Origin of the sequence: Butyrivibrio sp. NATIVEDY162 (assembly GCF_045999815.1) — a bacterium.
GTDB lineage: Bacteria > Bacillota > Clostridia > Lachnospirales > Lachnospiraceae > Butyrivibrio.
Genome location: NZ_CP172574.1, coordinates 241,687 through 255,574, shown reverse-complemented (window position 1 = coordinate 255,574; position 13,888 = coordinate 241,687). Strand labels below are relative to the sequence as shown.

The 13,888-nt window shown below is 40.4% G+C and carries 13 protein-coding genes; 2 read left to right on the top strand and 11 right to left on the bottom strand.

The window, feature by feature from the left end; translation table 11 throughout:
- Nucleotides 1-74: 74 nt before the first annotated feature.
- The 10 genes from ltrA to ACHCNF_RS17140 all read right to left on the bottom strand — a co-directional run bounded on the left by ltrA (nucleotide 75) and on the right by ACHCNF_RS17140 (nucleotide 9,603).
- A complete protein-coding gene (ltrA, locus tag ACHCNF_RS17185) occupies nucleotides 75-1,370 on the bottom strand; it encodes a group II intron reverse transcriptase/maturase (protein WP_408072281.1) in 1,296 nt (431 codons plus the stop codon).
- A gap of 504 nt (nucleotides 1,371-1,874) precedes the next feature.
- Nucleotides 1,875-2,651 carry a class I SAM-dependent methyltransferase gene (locus tag ACHCNF_RS17180; protein ID WP_408072280.1) on the bottom strand — a complete coding sequence of 259 codons (777 nt, stop codon included), beginning with the start codon at nucleotides 2,649-2,651 and terminating at the stop codon, nucleotides 1,875-1,877.
- Between the two features lie 18 nt (nucleotides 2,652-2,669).
- Nucleotides 2,670-3,851: a MerR family transcriptional regulator gene (locus ACHCNF_RS17175; protein ID WP_408072279.1), complete on the bottom strand. Its 1,182-nt coding sequence runs from the start codon at nucleotides 3,849-3,851 to the stop codon at nucleotides 2,670-2,672.
- A gap of 146 nt (nucleotides 3,852-3,997) precedes the next feature.
- Entirely contained in the window at nucleotides 3,998-4,549 is a 552-nt protein-coding gene (locus ACHCNF_RS17170) for a flavodoxin domain-containing protein (protein WP_408072278.1), read from the bottom strand.
- A gap of 97 nt (nucleotides 4,550-4,646) precedes the next feature.
- Entirely contained in the window at nucleotides 4,647-5,105 is a 459-nt protein-coding gene (locus ACHCNF_RS17165; RefSeq protein WP_408072277.1) for a GNAT family N-acetyltransferase, read from the bottom strand.
- A gap of 132 nt (nucleotides 5,106-5,237) precedes the next feature.
- Nucleotides 5,238-5,792 (bottom strand): TetR/AcrR family transcriptional regulator, encoded by a 555-nt coding sequence (locus ACHCNF_RS17160; RefSeq protein WP_408072276.1) that lies wholly within the window; start codon nucleotides 5,790-5,792, stop codon nucleotides 5,238-5,240.
- Nucleotides 5,770-6,831, bottom strand: coding sequence for an alpha/beta fold hydrolase (locus ACHCNF_RS17155; RefSeq protein ID WP_408072275.1), 1,062 nt, complete (start codon nucleotides 6,829-6,831; stop codon nucleotides 5,770-5,772). The genes ACHCNF_RS17160 and ACHCNF_RS17155 overlap by 23 nt, the downstream gene beginning before the upstream one ends.
- A 456-nt stretch (nucleotides 6,832-7,287) precedes the next feature.
- Nucleotides 7,288-8,436, bottom strand: a complete 1,149-nt coding sequence (gene fucO, locus ACHCNF_RS17150) for a lactaldehyde reductase (protein ID WP_408072274.1) — start codon at nucleotides 8,434-8,436, stop codon at nucleotides 7,288-7,290.
- A gap of 324 nt (nucleotides 8,437-8,760) precedes the next feature.
- Entirely contained in the window at nucleotides 8,761-9,330 is a 570-nt protein-coding gene (locus tag ACHCNF_RS17145; protein ID WP_408072668.1) for a TetR/AcrR family transcriptional regulator C-terminal domain-containing protein, read from the bottom strand.
- An 81-nt stretch (nucleotides 9,331-9,411) separates the two neighbouring features.
- A complete protein-coding gene (locus ACHCNF_RS17140; protein ID WP_408072273.1) occupies nucleotides 9,412-9,603 on the bottom strand; it encodes a hypothetical protein in 192 nt (63 codons plus the stop codon).
- Between the two features lie 314 nt (nucleotides 9,604-9,917).
- On the opposite strand from ACHCNF_RS17140, the gene ACHCNF_RS17135 reads away from it, so the two are divergent.
- On the top strand, nucleotides 9,918-10,766 hold the full coding sequence (locus ACHCNF_RS17135; protein WP_408072272.1) for an alpha/beta hydrolase: 849 nt from the start codon (nucleotides 9,918-9,920) through the stop codon (nucleotides 10,764-10,766).
- Nucleotides 10,767-10,862: 96 nt separating this feature from the next.
- Nucleotides 10,863-11,549 (top strand): hypothetical protein, encoded by a 687-nt coding sequence (locus ACHCNF_RS17130; RefSeq protein ID WP_408072271.1) that lies wholly within the window; start codon nucleotides 10,863-10,865, stop codon nucleotides 11,547-11,549.
- An 85-nt stretch (nucleotides 11,550-11,634) separates the two neighbouring features.
- Here the strand turns inward: ACHCNF_RS17130 and ACHCNF_RS17125 are convergent, their stop codons facing one another.
- Entirely contained in the window at nucleotides 11,635-13,227 is a 1,593-nt protein-coding gene (locus tag ACHCNF_RS17125; RefSeq protein ID WP_408072270.1) for an ATP-binding cassette domain-containing protein, read from the bottom strand.
- Nucleotides 13,228-13,888: the final 661 nt, after the last annotated feature.

Here is a 13,888-nt window from a genome sequence, read left to right as displayed (position 1 = left end):
GCACCCCTAGCCCCTCTCAGATCCGTGCGTGCGGCTTTCCCGCACACGGCTCCCCACAATAACATTCACATATATCAGTAAAGCGCATAGTAAATCTTAGGTTTCGCAAGAGGATATACCTTTAACATATCTGCAAATCCATCCCATGAATAAGTACGGCCACATCCTCTGCGGTTTAAAACCTTATGTAGAAACTGTTGAACCCGATGCAGGAACGCACTAAGCTTATAGCTGTTAAAGGTAACACCATAGTATTGATAGTAACCAACAAGCTTTACGTTCAACTCTTTAATAAGATTTCCCGCTGGCTGTTCTTTGTTGTCAAACAGCCACGTTTTGAAGTTCTTTAAAGATTTCTCAAACTTCTTGCGTGAAGTCTTTACCATAGGACATGGATATCCTTTACGGGATTTGCCCATAAAGAATGTAAAGCCCAAGAAGTCAAATGTTTCTGGCTTACCCATCCCTCTTTCTTTGCGGTTCTGTGCTGCATACCTACCAAACTCAATAAGTCTACTTTTACTCTCTTCCAACTCGAGGTTAAATTTTGCCATACGTTCTTTCAGTGCAGAATAATACATTTCCGCATCTGATTTGTATTGGAAACCCGCCACAAAATCGTCGGCATAGTTTACAAGGAAGCAGTCTCCCCTTACCTCTTTTCTGACAACAAGCTTGAACCATAGGGTGAGAACATTGTGCATATATACATTTGCCAGGGTTGGACTGATATTGCCTCCCTGTATTGTTCCCTCTTCCGTGTCCTCAAATCTACCATCAACCATAACTCCGGCTTTAAGATACTTTCGTATCAACCGCAGTATATTTGGGTCTTTGATGTGCCATTCAAGAAATCTCATCATCCACTCATGGTCGATGTGGTCGAAGAACCCTTTGACATCTGCATCAACTATATAACTTATCTTGCCACGCGAGAGATGCTGATATACATCTCTTAGCGCTTCATGGCACCCTCTATTAGGTCTGAAGCCATACATACAGTTCAGAAAGCGTGGTTCATAAATGGCTTCCAACACTTTCTTAAGAGCAAGCTGTACCATCTTGTCTTCAAAAGATGCAATGCCCAGCGGTCTCATCTTGCCGTTACCCTTAGGGATATATACCCTCTTGGTGGGCAAGGGCTTGTATGCCTTATTCTTCAGCCTTCTAACTAGGTCTTTGATGTTGCTGTCTAGTTGCTCGCCATACTCTTCCTTGGTCACTTCATCGATTCCCACTGCCTTCTTTCCGTCAATTTCTTTAAAGCATTGCTTCAAAAGGTCAGCATCAATCATATGATACAGACTCGTAAAGACTGGCTTAGTTGTTTGCGCTGATATTTCTGCTATTCTTTCCAATTTCGTTGTCATCATTTCCTCCGTCCCTGAGTACGGATGATGTGTCCTCAGAAAGACCGTTATTATGTAGCTCCCTTCCCTCCATCGGAATTACCCGATTTCATCAGTACTATGAAGCTATCCGACTGCCTGCAATTCATTTGATATCCTTCTAGTTACGTTGGTATATCATACTCTTATACGAGAAACTGCAGGCTCTCCCCAGTTGACGCTTAATCATAATGTTTAACATGAATGGCCCTATGACCCCGCCGTGTCGTATATCGCTCACCAATAACGTGATATCCGATGTTGTCTTCCGGGTCAGCAAAACCGTCGACCGAACGGATACTTTATCTTTTCGAGGCTCAATAGCATTTCATCCCTGCTAACTTGCTGTCTACGCTTCGCATCAGTCGTTACCGACTGCTACGCAAGACTCGCTACTTGCTGGTTGGTTAGACCTTCGCAAAGCAGGATTTTCACCCGCTTGATTAAACACCCTTGGCTGGGCGCACTGCTGAAAGATAATCATTTTCACCAAGCGACAAAGAGTCCCGGATCCTTAGGAAGTTTGAGTACTCCACCAACCATATGTGCCGTCAGTCTCTCTCTTACCTCATCTTTGGAAAGAGTGCAGGAATTCTCAAATGTGATTCCGGAATATATATAGTCCATCAGGTCATCGATATTAGTTACTTCAAGAGAGTCTTTGTAGCGCTCGATTTCCACATTGGGAAAGCATAGCTTAAGTTTCTCTCCACCGTTTTCAAGGGAGAAATTATTATCATAGGAAATATCCTGTCCGAGAATATCCACAATAGTTTCAAGTATGCCATTCTTTCCAGATGTTCCTGCGTAGAAGTATCCACCGGGCTTTAGCACTCTTCGAACTTCAGATACTGCCTTGTCTATGTCTGGCACATGATAGAGCATGCAGTTGGCAATAACTACATCAAAGGTATTGTCTTCATATGGAATATCCTGAATGTCAATGACTTCGAACTCAACCCCTGTCAGCTCTTCAAGATTCTTTTTTGCTTCAGCAAGCATACCTTCACTCATGTCAGACAATACCAGCTGCGACAACCTGCCTATTATGTCCTTATGGTTTACCCACATAACTGCACTTCCGGTACCAAGTTCCAGAACTTTCATTCCGTCTTCAAACTTCATGACTGTGAAATACCAATTATGCAAACCCATTTTATTGGTTGAATACTTGTCATGGATTGAAATCCTCGTACTTAGTCCGCTTGAATTCTTATACTGCTCTTTAACAAACTTTGCATCATCTATAAGTATGTTCCCCATTTGTCTCCTCCACCTTAATCACTTCTTGTAGCAGTGCCAAAACTGGCTTCTTGCTTCAAGTACAAACTCGCCGTTTTGATCAATTTTATCGTTGAAAAATGAAATAAGCTTGTCCTCATAACCGGCAATGGTTTTTTCATGGTCCTTGTAGTAATCCTTCATCTTCTCAACAATTTCTTTTGCATCAGTATAATGCCAGAAATTTGGCAAAAGAACCGACTCCACTCTTGTAAAGTATTTCTCCATCATGAAAATATACTCTTGTCTTTTCTCTGTCTGCGCGAAAATAGTTTTATCTATGAAAGAAGCATCTTCCCCAATAGCTTCAATTGTCTCTTTGAAGATGTTGTTCCAGTTTGCCACATTTGCACCATTGAATGAAAAAAGTCCATCTTCAGAGACTACCTTGCTGGCGTGTGCAACAATAGCCTCGATATCCTTTACCTCAGAATCAAGGTAGTGTACTACAACAACATCGTATACCCCCGTCTCTTCAATTACCTTCCAGGTCTTTTCATCTTCAAGATCAGCAAATTCAAGCTTAATCTCTACACCTTCCGGAAGTGTATCTTCGTTCTCAGGAATGAACTGTGCAAAGTTATCCGCCCAGCTACCATGAATATCATATCCAGTAATCTTTGTTCCCTTAGGAATGTCAGTCCAATTGTTTCTCCAAAGCTTTGCAAATCCACATCCAAGGTCAAGAACTCTGCTATTATCTTTTAATCCAATCGACTGGAAAATCCTTACATACCAATCTAATTCTCCGCCTGTATGCTTCAGCGCATCCCAATGTCGCTCATCAGCAGACTGATCAGCACTAACATACTGCACAATCCCAGCAACATCATCCCAATCAAGCTCCTCCTTGCGGGCTAAAGTTCTTTTAATTGCATCAGTGATCTTCTCAAGCTGGTATTTCTTTTCCTCCATCTTCTGAAGCTGGATTTCCAAAGCACCCTTAATATCGCTGGCCTCTCCACTCTTCAAATTGTCACGAATTTCCTCAAGAGAAAAGCCTATCTGCTTGAGTGCCACAATCTTTTCCAGAATCTGCAGCGCTGCATCATCGTATAAGCGGTAATTGCCCTCCGAATAGCCGGTAGGCTTGAGCAAACCCTTTTCATCGTAAAGGCGGATTGCCTTCTGTGATACCCCCGCCTTCTTTGCCATTTCACCAGATGTCATTTTCTTCTCCATTTTCGAAACCTCCTTCTTGTTTATAAACACACCTTAAGGGGTTCCCTAAGGGAAGAGTCAATGGTTTTTTTAATACTTATAGTTAATTATCCTGAAATATATTCCGGTAGAACTTACAAAAAAATCTGCTGAAATTTACTGGCGTTTTATACAGCTTTTTCCTCGTCCATTCCTGCAAGATATTCTGCAATAGGCTCAATATACTTGATGTCTGAAATGTCATAGGATGAAGCCATCCTCTCAAACATTTCTTTTTGTTCCTCAGTTGCATCTTTTTTATTTCTGACTGCAGAAACAAACATCTTCATAGTGATCCTGGTAGGCGCATTCATTTTTTCGTAGCTCATTCCACCCTGACAGTAAAACACCTTAATATACTCCCTCTGAGCGTCAGTTAGCGCATTCTTTAAAAGCGCATCCGCCTGAGGTTCTCCATTTGGAGTACCACCGACGCAGAACATAGCAAGCCTCTTTTTCTTCCAGTTTTCGGCCTTCTCAAGGAACCATTTGGACTTCACAATTTTTTCAGCCATAGCCCATCCGCCGTAGCAAATTGCATCATAGCCGTCAAAATAATCCAACCCCTTTTTCTGCGCATCCTTAAGATCAAGAAGATCTCCGCTCACTCTGTCAGCAAGCCACTGAGCGTATCTCTTTGTAAACCCTGTCTGTGATGTGTAAATAATTAGTGTTTTCATTGATTCCTTCCCTCATTTTTTGATTATTTCATCAATTTCTTTTGTGTTCATTTTCATTCCCTTTTTCGATATTCATCCAGAAATATCTTCAGCGATATCATTTCAAAGACATTACATAGATCTGACAGGGATTTGCCTCATCCCAAAGAAGTGGAAAAACTTCAAACTCTTTGAAGCCACAGCTTTGGTAAAACAGATTTGTCCTGTCATAATCCTCATAAACGCCCATCTTCACAGTCTTAACCTGCATGAACTCATATCCCTGAGTCATGGCAGTTTCTTTCGCCCTTTCTACCAGTTGCCGTCCAACTCCGCTCCTGTGATGGTCTTTTAAAACTCCCATGACTGCCAGTTCAACAGTAGCCTTTCCTGTTTCTTTTAAAGCAAGAAATCCAATAGCCTCATCTTCTTCCTTCGCCGCAAAGAATATCCAGCCGGCACTGCCTTTAATGTATTCCTCTCTGCTCTCTTCTATCCCGAACCAGTCAGTGAGAGCTTCCAGCACTTTTCTTGCGATAGCCTGTTTTTCATATGGATCTATAATCTCAACAATCATTATTCTCTATCCTTTTCACCTTTTTTAATCCCATTGCGGACCACTTTTCAAGAACCGAATATAGTTCATCACATCTCCTTCGCACAGCGAAAAAATGTATTGAAATCTTTTAGTAAAGAACTGCGAACTTTATCAGTCCAGTATTCTTCCGATGAAATCCAAAATGCATTTCTCTTTTTCTGCCGGATCCATTTTATTAAATGCTTCTGAATGAATAGTCGCGGACAATCCAAATAAAACCTGACCTGCCAGGATTTCAGGATCAGCCTTATTAGCTACATTCCACCTTTCTATAAGAGACCTTATAGCAGGTTTCAGCGCCAGAAGAGTTCCTTCATGCATTGCAGACTGAACCGTCCAGTGGATGTTTCCCTTAAGCTTATCAAAATCCTCCATGGATTTATCGTAAATAGGAGCCAGCATCTTCACCAGATCCTCACGTGTATTACATGTTAAAAGAATTATTTCAAACTTTTCACGGTATTCCTTAAAAAATCGTTCGACGACCATGTCAAACAACATGTCTTTTGACTTAAAATAGTGATAGAACATTCCTATCTCGCCGCCGACCTCATTCATTATCATCCTGACTGAAGTCGCTTCGTATCCATGTTCAAAAAACAGTTTCATCGCGGTCATTATAATTTCATCTCGTTTGCCGCCTTCAAGTACTGCTTTCCTTGCCATTAGTTTTCTCCTCAATCCATCCTGCGATGGTATCAAGCAATAGCCCCATGTTGCCAATCTGACAGTGGTGGTCTGCCTGATCCTCTTTTGTAAAAAGTCTTCCAGTTACACTGCGTGCATTAACCAGTGCATCCAGCTGATCCTGATAAAATACTGTATAGAGATCAGCCTCGCCCGCAAGCACCAGTGTATCCTGAGTGATCAGCCTTGATATTTCTCTCGTATTGTAAAGCTTTATATGATTGAAATATTCGCACGGAGTATGAATACCCTCGTAGATTGCATAGCCCTGTAAAAGGAGCCACTTGGTAAAGTATTTCTGATCAAACTTCTTATTCAGTGACTTCCATAAAATATTCTTTGGATGCCTTGTCAGATAATCAAAGAACTTTGCGAAGTTCCCCATTTTGCTTAGAATTGCGCCATAAAAATCATATATGAGGTCATACATTACAAGGCGGGAAATTCTCTTTTCATAAGCAGCTGCTCTAGTTGCAAGATATCCACCAAGCGAAACGCCAATTAGCGTTACATCATCCAAGCCAAAGTAATCAAGAACTGCGCCGGTGCAATGTTCCCATTCCAGTGTCATCCTGACATCATGGCGCATCAGAACTTCACCCTGCCCGGGTCCTTCAAAGAAATATACGTTATATGATAGTTCATAGAAATACGGAAGCATAGCCAAAAGATCCTGTGCTATGCTGTCATATCCGCCGTGGATTACAATAGTCCCCTTGGAATGCTCGCACTCTGCGTAATAGACCGGCAGTTCATAATTCTTGTATGGAATCCTTACCACTTTAAGATAAGGAATCTGCTCATAGTACTCATTATAAAGTTTCATGCATTTGTCGTACAGCACATGTTTAAGGTTTCTCCCCTCAGAATCCTTCTCTCCGCTTAGTGTGTAAAACTGAGCTGCCCGATAACATGTGGCTGCCTTAAGAAGTTCACCTTCCTGTTCTGCCTTTTCTCCGGTTTCCATGAAAATAGAAATCCACTTCTCGAAGCTGTCTATCCTGCCTCCAATATCCATCAGCTCATCCTTGGAAAAGACTCCGTAGGTATAGAATCTGTTGAGCTGGAAGTTCAGCCCTGTGTCCTTATTAACTCGTAGTATCCTGCTTGGAACAGTACTTTTTCATTAGCCATAGTCTTCACCTCCATAAACCGAATATTGTTCTGTTAATTCAATATAGTCTCATTCCAAGGTCTTTGTCAACAATTAAGAGAACATTATTCGGTTTATTTGTGAAAATATTCCTATGATAGAACAAAGAGTCGCTCGCGACTCTTTGCGCGCTGGTGCGCGCAAGCTTTAGCTTGCAAAATTCATCTGCGCACCAGTCGCATCCTTAGCGGAGCGCTTTTTATTCAATAGGAAATCCGAAGGAATTTCCTATTGAATAAAAAATAACACCCGTGGACGGTGTTTGTATGCCAAAAAGCGGTATACAAACTCCATCTCCGGGTGCCCTAAAAAAATTGTTTTTTATGCCATCAGCATTCTGAACATTTCAATAACCTGCTCTTTAGTTGCTTCTCTCGGATTTCCGGGATAGCATGCATCATTAAGAGCATCTGTAGCTAATACGTCGAGGTCCTCTTCTTTGATCTTGTCGAGTGTCTTCGGAATGCCAACATCCTCTGAAAGCTTTTTAACTGCATTAATAGCAGCATCTCTGTATTCGTCCTGTGTCATGTTATCAACGCCTTCAACACCCATTGCTCTTGCTACTTCTCTTAAGCGCTCACCTGTGTATTCACGGTTGAACTCCATGGAAATAGGCAGGAACATTGCACAAGCAACACCATGAGGAGTATCATAGTGGGCTGAAAGTGTATGTGCCATAGCATGGTCAATACCAAGTCCAACATTGGAGAATCCCATTCCGGCTATATACTGACCAAGTGCCATTCCTTCGCGGCCTTCCTTAGTATTCTCAACCGCTCCGCGCAGATGCTTTGAAATAAGCTTAATAGCCTCAAGGTGGAACATATCTGTCATTTCCCATGCAGCTCTGGTTGTATAGCCTTCGATAGCATGTGTTAGAGCATCCATACCTGTAGCAGCTGTAAGACCCTTAGGCATAGATGACATCATCTCTGGATCAACTACTGCAACAATAGGCATATCGTTTGTATCTACACATACAAACTTTCTCTCTTTTTCCACATCAGTAATTACGTAGTTAATTGTAACCTCAGCTGCAGTGCCGGCAGTTGTGGGAACTGCAATGATAGGAACGCAAGGATTCTTAGTAGGCGCAACACCTTCAAGTGAACGTACATCTTCAAATTCAGGGTTTGTAATAATGATACCGATTGCCTTTGATGTGTCCATTGAAGATCCTCCACCAATAGCCACAATACAATCTGCACCTGACTTTTTGAAGGCTGCAACACCATTTTTTACGTTTTCAATGGTCGGATTGGGTTTAATATCAGAATATATTTCATAAGGGAATTTTACTTCATCAAGAAGATCTGTTACCTTAGCTGTAACTCCAAATTTAATAAGATCAGGATCAGAAGCAACAAATGCTTTCTTGAAACCGCGAGTGTTGATCTCATTTACAACTTCCTTGATCGCACCGGCACCATGATATGATGTGCCATTAAGAGAAATTCTGTTTGCCATAATGCTTAAACCTCCCAAAAACTTTTTATATTCCGAGTAACGTTTCCCGTACTCAAGAACAAATTAATTGTTACACGGATAATCTAAATCCTTAATAAGCTTAGCATTTTAGCAGAATAAAAATAAGTTACACATTATCTAAAATGTTCCATTATGATGTATCGGTGAAAAAGCATGTTGCGAGCAACATGCTCGCGCCGAGCGCGGTTGCATTTATGCAACATATACCTTACGCGCGAGTGCGCATCCATAGCGGAGCGTTTTTTTGTTTAATTCGGAGGAATTAAACAAAAAACCTTTCCGGCATATTTTACCGGAAAGAGTTCATAGTATACGTATTTCCTTAAAAAGTTTTTCAAGGCGCGATGGCATCGCATCTATCATGAGGGTCATTAGTTCCTCTTCAGGTTCTTTCATTCCACCAAGAACCCATTTAACAGTCATATATATTGAGGCCTGGCAATACATTTCCAGAAGTTTTCTTATTTTTCTTTCAGGAAGCTCTCCTGTTTTTTCACGTATCTTGCCACAATAAAATTCATAGATCATGTAAAAATCATGGTCTTTTAAGTTATTTTGCTCATCAAATTTAAATGCCGCAGTGAAGAATATCCGCTCCTGTTTAATATACTGGAACTTTCTGACAAGTCCTTCACGAAGAGTCTGACCTGTTCCCATCTCCCGAAAAGACTCTTCAAGAAGTCTGTCAAAGTACCAATTAATCAGGTCATATTTGTCTATGAAGTTTCGATAAAAAGTCTGCCTTGAAAACCCACATTCAGTCACAATCTGCTTAACTGTTATATTTTCGACTGAAGTAGTTTTCATACACCCCTTTATAGCTTCTGCAAGTTTGTATTTACTGTGATTTGCCGCTTCTGAATTCTTCACTATTTTGCGCTCCTGATTTTTGCCTTATGCTGATACATCATAATCATTCTTGGTTAATCAGTTCATCGTAACTCATGTCTCCGGTTAAATCTTCATAATGATAAGTGTCGTACTCGACAATCTTTGCTTTGATTTCATCTTCAGACATTTCCTGGCCTGTGTGGTTATGATAATGAGCTTCGAAAACTTCCATCTCATCTGTGGCAGCCAGTTCCTGTTCTGAAGGAATTCTGTCACCGTCAGTATCTTTGAAAAAGAAACTTTCAACATGTTCATTCCAGATAAGCCTCCATGAAAATCTCTAATTATCTTATCACAATCAACCTTATCACTTTAACATTTTACTGCTACAAACATTCCCGGATCTTTAGTTAGATCAATACCCCATTCCCCATGTGTTCCAACAAATTAGCATTATCTGAGCAATTAATCAAAATATCTAAATAGTGTACTGCCTTTGCTTCATATATAATTATTCTATAACTTTTTTAAAAACAATTTATGTAAAGGTACTCTCACTTTGTGAGGCAGCAATTTGGTTAGATTCCCAATTTTTTAAAATAACTATTTAACTGACGGAGGAAACTAAAATGGACTACATCTATGAAATGCCTGCAGAAATGCTCAAGGAAACCGATAAAAAAGGCCACGTTGAACTGTTTGAATATGATTCTCAGACATATGCTGAGCCTTCAGAAAAGCTTCATAAAAAAGCGTATGTTTACCTTCCCTATGGATATGATGAGAATAAAAAATACAATATTCTTTATCTGCTTCACGGCGGAGCATGCAATCATACTTACTGGTTTAAAGATTTTCCTGAAACAGTTACGATCCTGGATAACATGATTGAGAAAAAAATCTGCGATCCCTGTATCATTGTGACCCCAACCTTCTATCATAACGAAGCAGATCAGCATGTTTTCGATGAATCCAGATGTGAGAACTTCATGCATGAGATCAGGAATGATCTGCTCCCTGCAATAGAGAGTAAATACGCTTGCTATACAGATGGTGATGTATCCGAGGAAAATCTTATAAAGACTCGTCAGCATCGTGCATTTGCAGGGCTTTCACTGGGTTCTATGACCACCTACAGAGCAGCATTTTACAATAGCTTTGATCTGTTCGCATGGTATGGTCCTTTTTCCGGATGCGGCGGCCCCCACGGTGACCATGATCATGAAGTTGAAAGAATCTGCCATACCCTGAAAAGCGGAAAAGAGAAGGGTTACGAACTTGGCTATATGTTCTGTGGAAACGGCGATAAGGACATCGCTTTTGAAGAGCACAAGGATATTATGGAAAAAGCCGTAGAAAAATCCGATCTTCTTATACCCGGACAAAATTACGATTTTTACATCATACCCGGAGGAGTACACGATATCAAAGCATGGCAGCTTCACTTATATCATGCTTTACAGGTATTTTTTAGATAAAAAATAACACCAAAAGGTACTATTTTATTTCAGATAAGTTTGCGGTAATGTAGGATCAGGCATAGTAATTCAAGCTCAAAAGGAGTCTGGACTTTTATGACTGGTAATGAGAAAAAAATCATTATAATTTTGGTAATATCAGGTATCATTGCGATCATTGGAGCGCAGATTTATAAAACCGCGACAGTTTTCAAATATGAAGACCATCTGGATGAAGTACTCATTTCTGTGGATGACAATCATTTGACCCTGCGTGAGTTTGGCTATTATATTTACATCACTGAAGAGTTCGTCCAAAAACAGGCTGTTTTATATGATCCTGCAGACCCGTTGCATTGGTGGAACACACACTTTTCTGCCGGACCAAACTCTCAGTTTGTCAGTGAATTAGCCATGAAAACTGCGATAAATACATATTTATCACATGCGATATATTCCGATGAAGCTCGTATGGCCGGAATCACATTAAACTCATCAGAGGAAGAATCCGCCAGGCTTGAAGCCAATGATGTTTTCCAAAAGATGAATGCTGAACAGCTTAAGAAAACAGGACTTGATGATTCACTTATCTATTTGGCAATTTACAGGCAAAAACTTGCGGCAAAATATGCCGGGGATTTAGCGGTGAGTACTGATTTTTCCGGTTTTGATGATGATCCCGGCAAATTACTAAGCGGAGATGGTGATTATTTCCAAAGTGTTATCCTGCCACAGCATAACGTGGAAATAAATGAAAAGCTTATGAAAAACATAAAAATTGGCAGAATCACAGTAAACTCCTAAAAAATCCTCCTTTCCGGGAGGATTTTTTTAGGAGTCTTTCTTTGAGAATATGCCTTATCTTTTCATGCTATCTGAATTTGTTTTTTCACAGAACAATCTCTTTTGATGAAAGTTTTTCTCTGAACCTCACATCATGCTCCACCAGAAGCATTGTTGGAGCATACTTCTCAATAAGCCTTTCTATCTGCATTCTTGAAAATACATCGATATAATTTAGCGGCTCGTCCCAGATATATAGGTGCGCAGGTGTCAAAAGACTTGATGCTATCAGAACCTTTTTCTTCTGTCCTTCTGAAAAATCCTCCATGTTCTTAGCAAACTGTTCTCTGTTCATGTCGAGCTGCCTTAGTATTGACAGAAAAAGACTATAGTCCAGATTGTTTCTTCCTGCATGTTGTAGTAAGCTCCCCTTCAAATGCGATGTATCCTGGTTGATGTAAGATATCTTAAGACCTGCGGCTACGCTCAATTCACCGAAAATCTCCATATTTCCAATAATTTTTCTGTCAGGTGCATTTATGCGCTCATCATATTCACCCACTACACCATCCATAGCTTTGCTGTTTGCAGAATTCGCATTTTTAGTAAGTATTGCCTTTATCAGGCTGGATTTCCCACTGCCATTTGCGCCTGTAAGAAATACCCTTTCTCCCTGACGCACTTCAAATGTCAGATTCTCAATCACATTTTCATTACCATCAAGATATCTAAGGGATAAATCTCTGCATTCTATAAGTCTTTCCTTATGATGCTTAAGTGGCATGATCTTTAAATCAATAGTTTCCTCAATATCCTGAAGAAGTCCTTCCTTTTCCTCAATTTCTCTATTCATTCTGTCTTCAAAGGACTTTACTCTCGACTGCATTTTCTTGGTTTTCGCACCTATGAAGGATCTTGTTGATATTGATCTGTCATTTTCTTTTATGGGATCAAATCCTATTTTGCTGTTCTCGCTTTTCTCAGCCCATCTTGCAGTTCTGTCTGCTGCTACCTTAAGCTTGCCAATTTCTTTTAAATGCTTTTCATTTTCAGATCTGGCAAAAGCATCCTGCTTCTCCTTATTTTCCCACCAGCTTGAAAAATTGCCGCTTTGTACTTCAATAGTAGCTCTGTTCAGCACAAGTACATGATCTGTGCAGGCATCCAACAGATCGCGGTCATGGGAAACCAATATGAAGCCTTTTTTCTCAGACAGGTACACCTTTACAATATCCCTCGCCTCCATGTCCAGGTGGTTCGTAGGCTCATCGATAAGCAGGAAATCATTGTCTCCTGAAAAAAGAACTGCCAGCATTATCTTGGTTCTCTCACCGTAGCTTAAGGTTTTAAAGGGTCTGTAAAGAAGCTCAGCATCTACCGATAGCTTTGGAAGTTCACACATTACGCGCCAGCTTTCAACGCCATTCTTCCATTTTTCCATAAGCTCGTCCGCTGTCTTTTCAAGGTCTTTCTCCGATACTTCATAGGGAAAATAGTCAAAATATGCATTTGACGATATACTTCCCTGATACTCATATTTTCCCATTAGAAGATTCAAAAAGGTGGTTTTTCCTTTTCCGTTCCTTCCGATAAATCCAAGTTTCCAATTGGTATCCACCATGAATGAAACATTTTCAAAAACATTATCAAAGCTGCCTTCATATCCAAAAGTAAGGCCTGTAACATTTATCTGTGCCATATAGCTCCTTCCTCCCGGGGATTTAAGCGAATGCTCATCCGCTCGGAGCGTTTTTTATTTCAAAGAAAAACATTTTTCTATGAAACAAGAAACGAATGTCGCTTGCGACATTATCACGCCGAGCGCGGTTGCAGCATGCAACATATTCCTTTCGCGCGATGTGCAGATCACTTGGCGAGGTTTTTTCGAGCCTAGTGAAATGTCATACACAGTAGTGCGCATCCTCACGGAGTGTTTTTTATAGCATAGGAAAGCTATTTCCTCGTGCTATAAAAAAGCCTGCTCCTGCATACATGCGTACGCAAAAACAGACTCGCTAAATCAATCCTATATATAAGCCAACCAGCAAATACGTAAGAGTGAAGAATAATAGCGAAACAAGTTCATCCGGCATATGAAGCATTGCCAGGTGGACTTGCTGAGCCAGCATCATGTCATAATTGCCAGATGCTATGCTCTGATCAAATTCAAGCGTACACAAATAAACCTGTCCCCAGGTAAAACATCGTGTTAACTTAAAAATGATCATTAATACCGCATTTCTTCACCTTTACACAAATGTGCTCTTTCTGTAGATTTATATTTTTTATGATAACATGTCTTATGTTATTGTCAATGAATGATTTTTTCTGAACAAAATGATTTGTGGTGCTAATTACTT